This is a genomic window from Idiomarina ramblicola (assembly GCF_003987255.1).
Taxonomy (GTDB): domain Bacteria; phylum Pseudomonadota; class Gammaproteobacteria; order Enterobacterales; family Alteromonadaceae; genus Idiomarina; species Idiomarina ramblicola.
The window spans coordinates 625605-640562 of the sequence record NZ_PIQC01000001.1; the positions used below are offsets into that span (position 1 = coordinate 625605).

The window sequence follows — 14958 nt, forward strand, 5'->3', positions numbered from 1 at the left end:
TTAAAGAACGTTAGCCCTTAAAAATCAACAACCTTATTGCTTCGTACTACGTATATTCGCTAAATGTTGACGATAGAAACGCCAACGCCTGGAATTGAGCAAATACCAACCACAAATAAGCCAGCCAAATATGATTCCAGCCCGGCCGAAAGAAAACGCACCATGCTGTTCAAGAAAAAGCCATAGAATTAATGTCGCATCGACAATAAGGGACAACAATAATAGAGGTTGAGCAAAACGCATTAACGCATTGGCCCAATTGCGTTCATCCTCACCGGCAAACGTTGTCGCCAGCAAAACCAATAGAGCAGGTAAACCAATTAGTAGCATCAGCCCAAACTGTTCAGAGCTTGTATAGAAAAGCTTTAGCAGACGGGTACGGTCTTCGGCAAAGGTAAGTGAGATGATAGCCGCCACGTAGCCACGCATCTGAAATAGCAAAACAAGCAAGAGCGAGAGCGGGAAACTCGCTCTGCCCTCTTTATCCAAGTATCGTGCTTTCTCGACCAATCGCTGCCCGGCGCTTGTCGCCGCGCTGCCAGATTTTTTCATGAAAATAATAACCCACTGTGTTCACTAACGGTTCAATCAAAGCAATTGCACCACCGAGTACGATATCGCCTGTCATTAACCACACTACGCCAAACGCGATGGTAAAGTGCATAATGCCAAATGATACTGTTTTTGCTGCGTCTTTCATAACAATCTCCCACTTCGACTTTTAGCTATTGTTGCCGATTAAGATTGTTTTAACCAATTGAAAAAAGCGATAACCCTATTCGTTACAGGGCGCTTACCTAAACCGCCCGTTTAAGTTGCTCTCGCAATTCGGCCACTTCATCTCGTAATTTGCCCGCTTGCTCAAACTCGAGATTCTGTGCCGCTTTGTACATTTCTTTTTCTTTCGCTTCAATTTCTTTCATCACTGCTTTAGCGTCTTTAACAACCACAGTACGAGCATCGTAACCAGAGGCCACTTCAGCCAGAGCTTTCTCCGCTTTACTCTGACGAGCTTTGGCAGAACCCTGGCCGAGATCCATAACATCGGTGATGTCTTTATTAAGGCCCTGCGGGGTAATTCCGTGCTCTTTGTTATACGCAATCTGTTTTTCACGACGACGGTCGGTTTCGTCCATAGCCCGTTGCATAGAGCCGGTAATTCGGTCCGCGTATAAAATCGCGCGGCCGTTAACGTTACGCGCCGCACGCCCAATGGTCTGGATTAGAGAACGATCGGAGCGCAGGAAACCTTCTTTGTCTGCATCCAAAATAGCAACCAGCGAGACTTCCGGCATATCCAGACCTTCACGCAGTAAGTTAATACCCACCAAGACATCGAATTTACCTAAGCGCAAGTCACGGATAATTTCCATGCGCTCAACCGTATCTATGTCTGAGTGCAGGTAACGGACTTTTATCCCGTGCTCATCCAGGTAGTCCGCTAAATCTTCTGCCATTTTTTTAGTCAGCGTAGTAGCCAGTACCCGTTCGCCCTGTTCTGTGCGCAAACGTATTTCAGACATCAAATCATCCACCTGCGTAGCGACCGGACGCACTTCTATCGTAGGATCAACCAATCCTGTAGGCCGGACAACCTGCTCAACCACTTCATTACTACTGCGTTCCAGTTCGTATTTACCCGGTGTCGCTGACACATACAGGGTCTGCGGTGCTATCGCCTCAAATTCATCAAACTTAAGTGGTCTGTTGTCCAGTGCTGACGGCAAACGAAAACCGTATTCAACCAAGTTTTCTTTACGCGATCGGTCACCTTTGTACATCGCACCAATTTGAGACACCGTCACGTGAGACTCATCAATGATAAGTAATGCATTATCTGGCAGATAATCCATTAGCGTTGGCGGTGGCTCGCCGGGTGCACGACGCGACAGATAGCGTGAGTAGTTTTCAATGCCCGAGCAATAACCAAGCTCCAGCATCATCTCAATATCAAACTGAGTCCGCTGATTTATTCGTTGCTCTTCTATAAGCTTATTTTGCTTAAGCAGAATTTCACGGCGATCTTTCAGTTCATCTTTTATCTTTTCAATGGCTTTAACCAACACTTCGCGCGGCGTCACATAGTGCGTTTTGGGGTAGATGGTCGCGCGAGCAACATCTTTTTCCGTGACTTGCCCGGTTAGTGGTTCAAAAAAGCTGATACGGTCAATTTCGCTGTCGAACAACTCAACCCGTACCGCCATCTCTTCAGACTCCGCCGGAAAGATATCAATCACGTCGCCACGCACCCGATAGGTACCCCGTTCAAAAGCGGCATCGTTACGTTTGTACTGAAGCTGAGCCAGACGCCGTAAAACATCTCGCTGGTCGATAATGTCGCCTCGGCGCAAGTGCAGCATCATTTTCATATAAGACTCAGGGTCGCCCAAGCCATAAATAGCAGAAACCGACGCAACCAGAACCACATCTCTGCGTTCCATTAGCGCTTTTGTGGCAGACAAACGCATTTGCTCAATATGAGAATTAATTGAAGCATCTTTCTCAATGAAGGTATCAGTGGTAGGAACGTAAGCTTCTGGCTGATAATAATCGTAGTAAGAAACGAAATATTCCACCGCATTATTGGGGAAATACTCTTTCATCTCTCCATAAAGCTGCGCCGCCAGGGTTTTATTGTGCGCCAATATCAACGTAGGTCGCTGCGAACGTTCAATGACGTTTGCCATGGTAAAGGTTTTACCTGAACCAGTGACCCCCAAAAGCACCTGATGCGCCAAACCGGTATCCAGATTATCGAGCAGCGATCCGATGGCTTTGGGCTGGTCACCCGCCGGCTTGTATTTAGAAACCAGTTCAAATTTCTTAGCCACGTTCTCTCCTCAACTCGCGTGAAAACCACCAATACGAAATAATAGCGGTAAACAGATTAGCGACCACACCACCAATAAATAACCCAGTCAACTCGGCCAATAAACTTCCCAAATAGGAAAGCGGCACGAACAGCACAAATAAACGGATAATGCTCAGCCACAAAGCATTCATTGGCCGGTGCACAGCGTTAAAGCTGGAGTTTGTCAGTATAATAATACCCTGCAACCCGTAACCCAACGGCATAATATAAATAAAGAGTTTAACGATGTCGGCAACCGCCTGTTCTTCGGCAAATACCTGAGCTATCCAATGCGCGGTTACCAGCATCAGCAGATAAATGACCGCCTGAATCGCCAGCACGGCTTTTAACGCTGTCCGGTAAGCCTCTTTTACTCTGTCAATACGATCGGCACCGTAGTTCTGACTAATTAAGGGCGGCAATGACATCGACAGCGCCAGTATGATGACGCTGGCCAGGGATTCCAGCCGCGACCCCACACCAAAGGCGGCAACAGCAGGTGCGCCATAAGATGCGACAATAGCAGTCATTACCGACATAGCTAACGGCGTCAGCATATTCGCACTGGCAGCGGGCATACCAATTTTCAAAATGCCGCGGGCTGATTTTATCCAGGCTTTAACAAATAGTTTTTCATTGGGTGGTTTGGAAGAAACCAGTTTATTTCGACGCAACAACCAGAACACTAAAAAGACGCCACTAAACCAGGAAATCACACTGGCTAAAGCGGCCCCCTGAATGCCCATGCCCGGAATCGGTCCTAAACCAAAAATGAAAATCGGATCAAAAATGGCGTTAGCTAAGCCGCCTGAGGCCATAATAAGTGAAGGGGTACGAGTATCCCCCGATGCTCGTAATACGGCATTTCCCACCATCGGGGTCACTAACATGACACAGCCAAAATACCACAGCGTCATGTAGTCCCGTATCAGCGGCATCAGCCGCTCCTGAGCCTGCAATAAACTGAAAATCGGATCCATCAGCAGGTAGCCGATTAATGCCAAAACGGCAACCAATAAAGCCGATACAGTAAGCGCTGAAAAACCATCAAAATGCGCTTCTTCCGGTCGATCAGAACCGTATTTACGCGCTATGACGGCGGACGTTCCAATGCCTAAACCTATGGCCAGGCTGACAACAGTAAAAGTAACGGGGAAAGTGAAACTGACCGCTGCTAAAGGGTCGGTTCCAAGCATACTGATAAAGAAGGTATCGACAACATTAAAACTGATAAGGGTAGCCACACCGAAAATAACCGGCCAGGTCATTTCCCATAGTTTTTGTCCTACCGGCGCGCTGATAAGACTTCTTGATGCGTCGGCAGCTGCCATTCAATCCCTCCTCAGTTCGATAGCCGAATAGTGTACATGAGACTGCGCTTGGTGGCTACGGAGAATGGACTTTAGCCACCGCGATCCGTATAGTAATGGGCATTCCATCCCTTGCGAAAAACAGGATCTGAACGTGGATTATCAACTCTCTGATCGCATCAATGCGATTCAACCATCACCGACACTGGCGGTTACTCAAAAAGCCAATGAATTACGCCAGCAAGGCAAAGATGTTATTGGTCTGGGGGTCGGCGAACCAGATTTTGATACGCCAGATTTTATCAAAGAAGCCGCTATTCAGGCGATTCGCGATGGTAAAACAAAGTACACTGCAGTTGATGGCATCGACGAGTTAAAAGATGCTGTGATTAAAAAGCTGGAGCGCGATAATAATCTGAGCTACGAACGCAAAGAAATTATTGTTTCTGCCGGCGGAAAACACAGCATTTTTAATCTTCTCAGTGCCTGGTTGAACCCCGGCGACGAAGTTATTATTCCGGCACCGTATTGGGTTTCTTACCCAGATATGACCAAATTGGTTGGCGCAGAGCCCGTTATTGTCAAAGCCGGTATTGACCAGCGCTTTAAGATCACACCAAGGCAGCTGCGCGAAGTGTTAACCGATAAAACTCGATTAATGTTCATTAATAGTCCGTCTAACCCGGCAGGAACCGCATACACAGCAGACGAACTAAAAGCTCTGGCTGAAGTACTGCGTGATTATCCCAATGTGCTTATCGCCACCGACGATATGTATGAACACATCCTCTGGAGTGATTCGGCTTTTGCTAACTTCCCTATGGTGGCTCCGGATCTTAAAGATCGCACCGTTATTCTTACCGGCGTATCCAAAGCTTACGCTATGACCGGATGGCGCATCGGTTATGCCGCGGGTCCCCAACCTATCATCGCGGCTATGAAAAAGATGCAGTCGCAAAGTACCTCGAACCCAACCAGCATCAGTCAGTACGCCGCTGCAGCAGCGCTAAACGGAGACCAAAGCTGCATTAATACTATGGTAACTGCATTTAAAGAACGCCACGATTACTTAGTCGATGCACTTAATAACATTAACGGTGTTGATTGTGTGCCCGGCGACGGTACCTTTTATGCATTTGCTCACGTTGAAGGACTTATGGCAAAGGCAAAGGTCAGCAGCGACGTTGAGCTGTGCGAGAAATTATTAACCGAGGCAAATGTCGCCCTTGTTCCCGGTTCAGCTTTCGGTACAGACGGCTATTGCCGTTTATCCTTCGCAACCAGCATGGATATATTAAAAGAGGCCGTTAGAAGAATTAAAGACTTCTCAGAAAGTCTGTAAAACAAAGGTTTTGGCGCCATTTTGCTTAATGAGCGCCAAAACCCTATTAATTGAACAGTTATTCCAGCTTAAATCCCAACATTATCACCCAATTCTATTTTGATGCTTTTATTACAAATTACTAAAAATCTCTGCTTCATTGTTCCAACCAGATCCTGATCAACCTTGCTGATGTCAAGCTCAATTAAACAAGTTTACAAGAGATTTTTTGGCGCGTTTTTTAGTCAAATTCACTAAGAAATACACAAGTTGCTGATTCTTCAGCCATTGGTCGGTGAATCGATCATCAATATGAACAGTTATTCAGCAAAATAATTTAAGCTATTGTATTAAAAGAGAATTATATTTCCTCGTTACTTTTTAACCAGCCCTGAAATTGCCCTCAAACCCGCATCACTCTTACAACTTAACAGAGTTAAACACAAGGTTATCCACAGATTCCGTGGATAAGATCATGTAGCCGTTATCTACTGTGACATTCAGATATCTGTGGATAATCAGATCAGTCAAAAACCTAGTACTTATGTTATAACCTGATATTTGACAGTTACTTGACATTATCAACGATAAGGATTAGCTCAAGTTTTTGGGGTAATGCTATTAAAAAACTAATTTGCCGACTTTTTCGGCAACCGGGGTTTTTTCCGCTAAAAACCTTTACAGAATAGTTGACACCCCTGCTTAGGAGCTTTAATATTCGCAGCCGTTGAATGTTGTTCCCCAGTAGCTCAGTTGGTTAGAGCGGTGGACTGTTAATCCATGTGTCGTTGGTTCGAATCCAACCTGGGGAGCCAGACAACATCCAACCTAATTCAATTCCCCAGTAGCTCAGTTGGTTAGAGCGGTGGACTGTTAATCCATGTGTCGTTGGTTCGAATCCAACCTGGGGAGCCAAATTCAGAAAAACCGCCTATACGGCGGTTTTTTCGTTTCTGGACCACAGCTCAGCGCTTAGTTCCGCTATCGGTTGCCGAGCTCCGGTCGCTATCCATTGCGCCAATACCTCTGCTACATTCGGCCAATATAAACGCTGTGACTGTCGTTGCGTTAACCAATTATCCACTGATCCCGTATCAATTCGTTTTAATACCTGCGCCAACCCCTGCTCATCCAGTATCCGGGCATTCCATTTTTGTTCAAATTGCCCGCTTAATGGTTTTACCGCTAATGCCTTTCCCTGACTCAATGCCTCACAGCTGGTTTCGAAACCCGCATTGGATAATACAGCAGATGCCTTATTAAAGTGGCTGGCAAACTCTGAACGAGAAGGTGGATAGCATTCAATATGTCCCAGAGACTGTCGCTTTACTGCCGGATGAAAAAAAGAAAACTCATAGTTATCCAGCGGCTGAAGTTGCTCAATCACATAACGATGATCTTCAAACGGTAAGTACACAACCACTCGTTGCATTAAACCGCCACAGCTATTCTCTTCGTGCCTGACCACAGGAGGAATAGCATTGCCGACAGCAAGCCAATGCATCCCGACTGGATCGGAACACGGAGCAAAAGATGATATGAGTTGCTTCTGCCACCAGGACAAACGCTTAAACAACTGGGGTTCCTGATAAGCGTACTGTCGCCCCAGACCAATACACCGTACACCCGCTTTCTTCGCCGCCCAGGCCGTAACCGGTTCATAATCGGTAATAACCAAATCATAATCGTTAACGGGTAATCTTTTTACGTCCTGCCAGAATTGACTCCAGTCATTAGCGAAAAGGGTTTTTCGTCGTTGCAACCGGCCATTTTCAGTAACAAAGGACAAGCCTTCTCGCCACTGGTAATCACCAAAAACGTCCATATCAAAAAGTCCGCTAACATCACGGCCCGATATCAAATAATCAATATCGATCTCATGTCCCGCCAAGTGTTTTGCCATTGTGTGACAACGACTTAAGTGGCCATTACCGGTGCCTTGAATTCCGTAAAGAATCTTCATATTACAACCTCAGAAACGATGACAGCCAGCGCCGCGCCGGCAACAATATCGCTGGGGTAATGAACACCCACGACAACGCGCGAAGCGCCTATAGCGGCAGCCCAGCCAAAACAGGCCAGTCCCAGACTTGGGTAATATTGATAGGTGATAACTGAAAACAAAACCGCAGCCGCGGTGTGACCAGAAGGAAAGCTAAATTGATCACTGGCGACAATCAGTGCCGCTAATGACAAATTTCTCTCACATGGCCGCTGTCGTCGAAAGCTGTTTTTCAGTATCCAGTAAACCGGAAGTTCAAGTGCGAAAGCATATAAAAGGTGAGCAAAGTAGTCATCGCCGGCGTCGTCTAAAAACCAAGCCATAATAGCAATGGCGAGATAACCATAACCATCACCGCTGCGTGAGGTTAATAACGCGACCTGTCCGGGGAAATCTTTAGCCCGTAAGCCGGAGCACAAACAATAACAATAGCGATCAAAACGTTGTAAATAACTGAGCAATACCATGTGGTTTTTAACCCAAGTTGGCTTCAGTTGCGGCCACTTTGCCAAGCTTTTATGACACTAAATAATCAGTTTCGTGAATAAAATATGACAATGTCTGAATTTTCTCCGAAACCCATGCAAGCTGTCTGTTGTTTATGGCGACTAAAACACCGATAATGTGCGGTCTTAAATAAACACAGTACCCGGAAAGGTAAATGACCGATTACTTACTGCTACTGATAGGCACCGTGCTGGTTAACAACTTTGTGTTGGTAAAGTTCCTGGGCTTGTGCCCGTTTATGGGCGTTTCCAGCAAGTTAGACACCGCTATTGGTATGTCCGCTGCCACCACCTTTGTGCTGACACTGGCCTCTGTCTGTAGCTATCTGGTCAATCAATACTTATTAGAACCGCTGGACTTAATGTCACTGCAAACGCTCAGCTTTATTCTGGTGATTGCCGTGGTAGTGCAGTTCACCGAAATGGTAGTGCACAAAACCAGCCCCACGCTGTACCGTTTACTGGGCATTTTCCTGCCGCTTATTACCACCAACTGCGCGGTTTTAGGCGTCGCTCTGCTGAACGTCAACGAGCAACACAACTTTGTGCAGTCCATTGTTTATGGACTAGGCGCTGCTATTGGCTTTTCGTTGGTACTGATTTTATTCTCAGCTCTGCGCGAGCGCTTAGCTGCCACCGATGTACCGGTGGCGTTTAAAGGTTCAGCTATTGCGATGATCACCGCAGGGCTTATGTCTCTTGCCTTTATGGGCTTTAGCGGATTGGTGAGCGGTTAATGAGTTTATTCGGAGCAGTTATCGCGCTGGGCGTATTGGCGCTGATATTCGGAGTGATTCTGGGCTTTGCCGCGGTGAAATTCCGCGTCGAAAGCGATCCTATTGTTGATCAAATTGATGAAATTCTCCCGCAGACACAGTGTGGTCAATGCGGATATCCCGGTTGCCGTCCCTACGCACAAGCCATAGCCGACGGCGACGACATTAATAAGTGCCCGCCCGGCGGCGAAGCGACCATAAAGCAGTTGGCCGATTTAATGGGCGTAGAAGCGAAGCCGCTGGATGATGCCCACGGCGAAGAAGACGTTAAAAAAGTCGCGGTTATTCGTGAAGATGAATGTATTGGTTGTACCAAATGTATCCAGGCGTGCCCGGTCGACGCCATTTTAGGTGCCGCCAAGCAGATGCACACCGTTATTGAACACGAATGTACTGGGTGTGACCTTTGCGTTGAACCCTGCCCGGTAGATTGTATTGACATGGTTAAGATAAAAGCAAAACCGGAAACCTGGCAGTGGGATTTGGACACAGTGAAAGAAAACATAAAAGCCAATAGTATTCCGGTGAAGGTGGTCGAATGAGCGGCTCACAAACAATGAATCGTGACGTTAACACCGCTGTCATTGGCCACTTCCCGGGCGGTGTCCATCCACCAGAGCGCAAACAGCCGGCCAGCAGCAAGCCGATTCGAAAGCTTGCACTACCGCAAGAGCTGATTTTGCCTGTGCGTCAGCACATAGGCCCCTCCGGTAAGGTGTTGGTTGCCATAGGCGAGCGTGTTGATAAAGGCCAACGTCTGACTGAAGCCGGGTTAAGTCAGGGGCTACCTTTACATGCCCCAACTTCGGGCATCATTGCCGCTATTGAAGAACACCCTACTGCCCATGCTTCGGGTCTGCCAGAGCAAGCTATTGTTATCCAGCCTGACGGCGAAGACCGCTGGGGAAACAAACACGCACTGCCCGACTACCATGATGTTGAAATTTCACGTTTACTGGAACTGATTCAGGAAGCCGGTATTGCCGGTTTAGGTGGCGCAGGCTTCCCGACGGCACAAAAGCTGGCACAACAAAAACCGCTGAAGCATCTTATTATTAACGGCGTTGAGTGCGAACCCTATATTGCTGCCGATGATCGGTTAATGCAGGAGCACGCAGACGACATTATTGCCGGCACTCGCATTTTGCAATACATCACCCGTTGCGACTCTGTGCTACTGGCTATTGAAGACAATAAACCTGAAGCCATTAAAGCTATCGCAGAAGCCATTGGCGATGATCCGCAAATACACCTTAAAGTGGTACCAACCAAGTACCCTTCCGGTGGTGAAAAGCAGCTCATCGAGCTGCTTACCGGCGACCAGGTACCCAGTGGTAAGTTACCTATGGATATCGGCTTGTTGATGCAAAACGTCGGAACCGCCTATGCGGTCAAACGTGCGATTATTCATGGCGAACCCTTATTGGAACGCGTGGTTACGGTAACCGGGGAATCTCTTAAGCAACGTGGAAACGTATGGGCTCTATTAGGCACCCCCATTCAACATTTGTTGGACGAGTCGGGCTTTACGCCAGAAAAGAAACAACGCATTATTATGGGTGGCCCAATGATGGGCTTTACCCTGCCCAGTAGCGAAGTGCCGGTCATTAAAACCACGAATTGCATTATGGCACCGACCGAGCAGGAATTGCCCTCTCCAGGCCCGGAATTGGCCTGTATTCGCTGCGGTGCCTGTGCCGATGTTTGTCCGGCCACATTACAGCCACAGCAATTACAGTGGCTGGCTAAAGCAAAAGATTACGACGAGCTGGAAAAACACAACTTATTTGACTGCATTGAGTGTGGCGCCTGCGCCTATGTCTGCCCCAGCGAAATACCGCTGGTGCACTACTATCGTAAAGCGAAAGCAGAAGTGCGTAACATTGCCCGGGAAAAAGCCAAGGCAGAACAGGCTCGCAAACGATTTGAAGCCCGGCAGGAACGCCTTGAACGGGAGAAGCAAGAACGACTTGAGCGTCACCGCAAAGCGGCTGAAGAACGAAAAAAAATGCAGCAGGAAAAAGCCGACAAGCCAGAAAGTAAAACCAAAGAAGGTGACGACAAACCCGCCGGTAAGTCAGCCGCCGTTGCAGCGGCCATTGCCCGCGCAAAAGCGAAAAAAGCCGCTCAAGCCGCTAAAGACAGCCCGGAAGAAGACAACTCAGCCAAAGGAAATGAGTCATGAGTTTCAGAATTGCACCATCACCACATGGGCACAACCAGCGTACCACCAGTGAAATGATGCGATGGGTTTGCTATGCCCTGGTTCCGGGCGTCTTACTGCAAAGTTTTTTCTTTGGTCCCGGCATTTGGTTTCAGATTATTCTTGCGCTCGGCACAGCCGTTCTGGCTGAAATGGCCTGTACTGTTGCCCGTGACCGCCCGGCGTTTTCAGCCCTGCGTGACAACACGGCGATAGTTACCGCCATTTTACTGGCCATCAGCATTCCTTCGCTCGCGCCCTGGTGGGTCATTGTTATTGGTACCTTGTTTGCCATTGTGGTGGTTAAGCATGTTTACGGCGGTATGGGGCAGAACTTATTCAATCCGGCCATGGCAGGTTATGTCCTGTTACTTATCTCCTTCCCCGTGCAAATGACCAATTGGTTACCGGTTTCGACCATTAGCGAGCACTCGCTCACCTTATGGCAGACGCTGCACACCATAGTATTTGAATACACGCCAGCGGGTTACAGCGTAGAGCAGTTACGCGCCGGTATTGATGGTGTGACCATGGCGACACCGCTGGACACCATAAAAACAGAACTGACCCGGGGTTATACCCTAACGGAAATTTATCAGGGGCCAGAATTCAGCTATTTTGCCGGAGCCGGCTGGCAGTGGATCAATCTGGGCTTTTTAGTTGGCGGTTTACTGTTGATTCAGCAGCGTATTATCAGTTGGCACATCCCGCTTGGTTTTTTGGGGGGCCTTTGCATCCCCGCTTTTATCGCGCATATTTTTGCGCCCGATTTGATGCCCGGACCTATCGTTCATGCCTTAAGCGGAGCAACCATGTTAGGTGCCTTCTTTATTGCAACCGACCCGGTATCAGCCGCGACCTCTAACCGTGGGCGAGTTATTTTTGGCTTGCTGATTGGCTTTTTAATCTTTGTCATTCGCAGTTGGGGTGGTTACCCCGACGCGGTCGCTTTTGCGGTGTTGCTCGCCAATATGTGTGTCCCTCTCATAGACCGTTATACGCGGCCTGTTGTTTACGGCCACGGAGACTGATATGACCTTTAACAGTATGCAAAAAAATGGGTTATTGTTAGCGGCTTTTGCTGTTATTGCTACGTCTTTGGTTATCGGTGTACAACTGCTTACAGAAGATAAAATTGAGAAACAACAGCAACAACAGGTATTGCGAACCTTAAACCAATTAATCCCGCCAGCCCTGCATGATAACGATTTATATCAGTCATGCCGCTTGCTGGAAGATCCTGCGCTGGGCACCCGTAAGGCACAGCCCTTATACCGAGCCTGGGTAGACGGAACCCCCACTGCGCTGGCGGCAGAAATTGTGGCCCCCGATGGCTATTCTGGCGCCATTCATTTACTACTGGCGATTAAACCCAACGGCGAAGTTCTTGGCGTAAGAACTCTACGTCATAAAGAAACCCCCGGGTTAGGTGACAAAATAGACGTGGAAAAAAGTAACTGGATAAAAAGCTTTGCGGAAAAGCGAATTCGCGGTGAGGACGATACTCGCTGGGCAGTTCAGCGTGACGGTGGCATGTTTGATCAGTTTACTGGAGCAACCATCACCCCTCGTGCGGTCATTTCAGCGGTAAAACGAGCCACATTGAAGCTTCAGCAACAAGCCGATGTGTTATTTAACGCCGACTTGCCTCACTGTCAGGAGGGCCAACAATGAACGAATATCAACACTTAACGAAACAAGGTTTGTGGGACAACAACCCGGCATTAGTGCAGTTATTAGGCTTATGTCCTTTACTGGCGGTTACCGCTTCAGTCACCAATGCCCTGGGGCTGGGCTTAGCGACCTTATTCGTTCTGGTTGGCTCAAATATTACGGTGTCCTTAGTACGTCAATTTGTGCCTTCAGAAATTCGTATACCCGTGTTTGTCATGGTTATCGCCACCTTTGTGACCATTATTCAATTGCTGATGAATGCGTACGTGTTCCAGCTTTATCAGTCGCTGGGCATTTTCATTCCGTTAATTGTTACCAACTGCGCCATTATTGGCCGCGCCGAAGCTTACGCCTCTAAAAATCCGTGGCAACGCGCCGCCTTCGACGGGCTGGCAATGGGGGTTGGTTTCGCTTTAGTGCTGGTGGTATTGGGTGCAATGCGTGAAATTATCGGCAACGGTACCCTGTTTGACGGCGCAGAGTTGCTGCTGGGTGAATGGGCTGCCCAGTTACGGATTGAGCTATTTACCGTCAATTACCCTCTCCTGCTGGCCATACTGCCACCTGGAGCCTTTATCGGTATGGGCTTTATCATTGCCCTTAAAAACAAAATTGACGCCGTACGAAGCGCTCGCGCGGAGAAGAAAACCGTTACCCGCGCCCGTGTCACCGCCTAACAAAAATGACAGACTATGAATAAAAACAAGCGTTACGAAATTTTAAGCAGATTACGGGACAACAACCCGAACCCCACAACGGAACTTGAATATGGTTCGCCATTCCAGCTACTGATTGCTGTGCTGTTATCCGCTCAGGCAACCGACGTGGGTGTTAATAAAGCCACACGCAAACTGTTCCCGGCAGCGCCCACAGCAGAAGACATGTTGGCTCTTGGCGTTGACGGTATAAAAGACTACATAAAAACCATCGGTTTGTTTAACTCCAAAGCCGAGAACGCCTACAAAACCTGCAAAACTCTGGTGGAAGAATACAGTGGCGAAGTACCGGAAGACAGAGCCGCACTGGAAGCACTGCCCGGGGTTGGCCGCAAAACCGCAAACGTCGTATTAAATACCGCTTTCGGTTGGCCCACTATTGCGGTCGACACACACATTTTCCGGGTATCTAACCGCACCAAACTGGCCCCGGGCAAGAACGTTAAAGAAGTGGAAGAAAAGCTGATAAAAGTGGTGCCGGCTGAGTTTAAAGTCGATGTGCACCACTGGTTAATTTTGCACGGACGTTATACCTGCATAGCCCGTAAGCCACGGTGTGGCTCATGCGTCATTGAAGATTTGTGTGAATTTAAGGATAAGACCAGCGATTGAGCCTGTTACAGCTCAATCATGGATGGCTTACTGAGCTGCACAACAACGCGGCGGTTGATCTGGCGATTTAACTCGTTGTCATTCGACTTAATCGCTCGGTCTTCACCGTGAGCAACGGTTCTGATGCGCTCCGCGTTTATGCCACGTTCAACGAAAAACTGCTGAATTTCTTTTGCCCGCTCTTCGGTTAGCTCTTTGTTCGGGCCTCGTGCGCCAAGCGAATCGGTATAAGCATCCACTAACACCAACTCTAAATCGTTATCCACCTGAAGGTAGTCACTAATTTGTTTTAACTTACGCTGTGACGCAACTGTCAGCTTTTCGCTTTCAGCTTCGTGGTTCAGCACGGTGTAGGCTATGTCGTCAAAACTGAACGGCAATAGCGCATTAACACAACTCATAAAGTCATCGTAAGCACGGCGGAAATTTACCGAAGAAAGAGAGACAGCAACTTCATCACGATTGTTATACCAGTCATTGTAAAAGAACGTCGGGTAACGCCCTTTTTCCAGCTCGCTCAATAATGTCCAAGCCAGTTGCTTCTGCAGCTCGCCATCAAACTGCTTATAGAGTTTCATGTTACCAATACGGTAACTGGACTCGCCTGGCTGCCAGCGTGGCGGCACCGATTCTATGGCAGACACACCGTAGCTGTCCGGTAACTTACGCATTTCCATTTTCATACGTAAATTGAGCTCTTTACTTGCTTCGCTTTGAAAACGTACCTTACCGTAACGAGGAATTTCATGCTCCATTTCACAGGCTAAACGGTTTTCTTCGCTTACCTGCCACGCGGAGTTATCCAGGTTTGCACTGTAGTGCCTGACTGAGTTTGCCTGCGCCTGCCCAATTGATAGCAGCACAGAAGCTGAAACAGCAGTCAACATCGGCCAATTTTTCATAAGCGCCCCTGATTTATTTCTGATACGTCTGTTATCGGCACGCATTGCTGTTGCTTTAGTATTTCTGCAAGCAGAGCGTGATGAT

The 14958-nt window shown here is 48.0% G+C and carries 15 protein-coding genes and 2 tRNA genes; 10 read left to right on the top strand and 7 right to left on the bottom strand.

The annotated features are described in order from the left end of the window. Positions 1-33 precede the first annotated feature (33 nt). The 4 genes from CWI78_RS03055 to CWI78_RS03070 all read right to left on the bottom strand — a co-directional run bounded on the left by CWI78_RS03055 (position 34) and on the right by CWI78_RS03070 (position 4182). Complete coding sequence (locus tag CWI78_RS03055) at positions 34-552, bottom strand: DUF2919 family protein (RefSeq protein WP_126780121.1); 519 nt, start codon at positions 550-552, stop codon at positions 34-36. Continuing rightward, positions 482-700: a DUF2061 domain-containing protein gene (locus tag CWI78_RS03060; RefSeq protein ID WP_126780123.1), complete on the bottom strand. Its 219-nt coding sequence runs from the start codon at positions 698-700 to the stop codon at positions 482-484. The genes CWI78_RS03055 and CWI78_RS03060 overlap by 71 nt, the downstream gene beginning before the upstream one ends. Before the next feature lie 97 nt (positions 701-797). Beyond that, complete coding sequence (gene uvrB / locus CWI78_RS03065) at positions 798-2831, bottom strand: excinuclease ABC subunit UvrB (protein ID WP_126780124.1); 2034 nt, start codon at positions 2829-2831, stop codon at positions 798-800. Next, on the bottom strand, positions 2824-4182 hold the full coding sequence (locus tag CWI78_RS03070; RefSeq protein ID WP_126780126.1) for an MATE family efflux transporter: 1359 nt from the start codon (positions 4180-4182) through the stop codon (positions 2824-2826). Before CWI78_RS03070 ends, uvrB begins: the two co-directional genes overlap by 8 nt. A gap of 133 nt (positions 4183-4315) precedes the next feature. Between CWI78_RS03070 and CWI78_RS03075 the strand changes: the two genes are divergently transcribed. The 3 genes from CWI78_RS03075 (at position 4316) to CWI78_RS03085 (ending at position 6397) form a co-directional block, all read left to right on the top strand. Continuing rightward, a complete protein-coding gene (locus CWI78_RS03075) occupies positions 4316-5503 on the top strand; it encodes a pyridoxal phosphate-dependent aminotransferase (protein ID WP_126780128.1) in 1188 nt (395 codons plus the stop codon). Positions 5504-6220: 717 nt separating this feature from the next. Then, positions 6221-6297: transfer RNA gene (locus CWI78_RS03080), tRNA-Asn, on the top strand. A 23-nt stretch (positions 6298-6320) separates the two neighbouring features. Further along, positions 6321-6397, top strand: a tRNA-Asn gene (locus tag CWI78_RS03085). Positions 6398-6413: 16 nt separating this feature from the next. Here the strand turns inward: CWI78_RS03085 and CWI78_RS03090 are convergent. Both CWI78_RS03090 and CWI78_RS03095 read right to left on the bottom strand, forming a co-directional pair. Beyond that, a complete protein-coding gene (locus tag CWI78_RS03090; RefSeq protein ID WP_126780130.1) occupies positions 6414-7445 on the bottom strand; it encodes a glycosyltransferase family protein in 1032 nt (343 codons plus the stop codon). After that, entirely contained in the window at positions 7442-7996 is a 555-nt protein-coding gene (locus tag CWI78_RS03095) for a phosphatase PAP2 family protein (RefSeq protein WP_244213057.1), read from the bottom strand. The genes CWI78_RS03090 and CWI78_RS03095 overlap by 4 nt, the downstream gene beginning before the upstream one ends. 149 nt (positions 7997-8145) lie before the next feature. On the opposite strand from CWI78_RS03095, the gene rsxA reads away from it, so the two are divergent. The 7 genes from rsxA to nth are packed head-to-tail and all read left to right on the top strand — an operon-like array spanning position 8146 to position 13971. Then, positions 8146-8727, top strand: a complete 582-nt coding sequence (gene rsxA, locus CWI78_RS03100) for an electron transport complex subunit RsxA (protein ID WP_126780132.1) — start codon at positions 8146-8148, stop codon at positions 8725-8727. After that, positions 8727-9308 (top strand): electron transport complex subunit RsxB, encoded by a 582-nt coding sequence (rsxB, locus tag CWI78_RS03105; RefSeq protein ID WP_126780134.1) that lies wholly within the window; start codon positions 8727-8729, stop codon positions 9306-9308. Before rsxA ends, rsxB begins: the two co-directional genes overlap by 1 nt. Then, a complete protein-coding gene (gene rsxC, locus CWI78_RS03110; protein ID WP_126780136.1) occupies positions 9305-10951 on the top strand; it encodes an electron transport complex subunit RsxC in 1647 nt (548 codons plus the stop codon). Before rsxB ends, rsxC begins: the two co-directional genes overlap by 4 nt. Then, on the top strand, positions 10948-12000 hold the full coding sequence (gene rsxD, locus CWI78_RS03115) for an electron transport complex subunit RsxD (protein WP_126780138.1): 1053 nt from the start codon (positions 10948-10950) through the stop codon (positions 11998-12000). The genes rsxC and rsxD overlap by 4 nt, the downstream gene beginning before the upstream one ends. Before the next feature lies 1 nt (position 12001). Next, on the top strand, positions 12002-12643 hold the full coding sequence (rsxG, locus tag CWI78_RS03120; protein ID WP_126780140.1) for an electron transport complex subunit RsxG: 642 nt from the start codon (positions 12002-12004) through the stop codon (positions 12641-12643). Continuing rightward, a complete protein-coding gene (locus CWI78_RS03125) occupies positions 12640-13320 on the top strand; it encodes an electron transport complex subunit E (RefSeq protein WP_126780142.1) in 681 nt (226 codons plus the stop codon). Before rsxG ends, CWI78_RS03125 begins: the two co-directional genes overlap by 4 nt. Before the next feature lie 15 nt (positions 13321-13335). Beyond that, positions 13336-13971 carry an endonuclease III gene (nth, locus tag CWI78_RS03130; protein WP_126780144.1) on the top strand — a complete coding sequence of 212 codons (636 nt, stop codon included), beginning with the start codon at positions 13336-13338 and terminating at the stop codon, positions 13969-13971. 5 nt (positions 13972-13976) lie between these two features. On the opposite strand, the gene CWI78_RS03135 is transcribed toward nth, so the two are convergent. After that, on the bottom strand, positions 13977-14873 hold the full coding sequence (locus tag CWI78_RS03135) for an OmpA family protein (RefSeq protein WP_126780146.1): 897 nt from the start codon (positions 14871-14873) through the stop codon (positions 13977-13979). Between the last annotated feature and the right edge of the window lie 85 nt (positions 14874-14958).

Excerpts from the sequence above, each read along its gene's own strand:
- CWI78_RS03055 (WP_126780121.1), bottom strand. The coding sequence starts at position 552 with ATGAAAAAATCTGGCAGCGCGGCGACAAGCGCCGGGCAGCGATTGGTC.
- CWI78_RS03060 (WP_126780123.1), bottom strand. The coding sequence starts at position 700 with ATGAAAGACGCAGCAAAAACAGTATCATTTGGCATTATGCACTTTACC.
- CWI78_RS03070 (WP_126780126.1), bottom strand. The coding sequence starts at position 4,182 with ATGGCAGCTGCCGACGCATCAAGAAGTCTTATCAGCGCGCCGGTAGGA.
- CWI78_RS03090 (WP_126780130.1), bottom strand. The coding sequence starts at position 7,445 with ATGAAGATTCTTTACGGAATTCAAGGCACCGGTAATGGCCACTTAAGT.
- rsxA (WP_126780132.1), top strand. The coding sequence starts at position 8,146 with ATGACCGATTACTTACTGCTACTGATAGGCACCGTGCTGGTTAACAAC.
- rsxB (WP_126780134.1), top strand. The coding sequence starts at position 8,727 with ATGAGTTTATTCGGAGCAGTTATCGCGCTGGGCGTATTGGCGCTGATA.
- rsxC (WP_126780136.1), top strand. The coding sequence starts at position 9,305 with ATGAGCGGCTCACAAACAATGAATCGTGACGTTAACACCGCTGTCATT.
- rsxD (WP_126780138.1), top strand. The coding sequence starts at position 10,948 with ATGAGTTTCAGAATTGCACCATCACCACATGGGCACAACCAGCGTACC.
- rsxG (WP_126780140.1), top strand. The coding sequence starts at position 12,002 with ATGACCTTTAACAGTATGCAAAAAAATGGGTTATTGTTAGCGGCTTTT.
- CWI78_RS03125 (WP_126780142.1), top strand. The coding sequence starts at position 12,640 with ATGAACGAATATCAACACTTAACGAAACAAGGTTTGTGGGACAACAAC.
- nth (WP_126780144.1), top strand. The coding sequence starts at position 13,336 with ATGAATAAAAACAAGCGTTACGAAATTTTAAGCAGATTACGGGACAAC.
- CWI78_RS03135 (WP_126780146.1), bottom strand. The coding sequence starts at position 14,873 with ATGAAAAATTGGCCGATGTTGACTGCTGTTTCAGCTTCTGTGCTGCTA.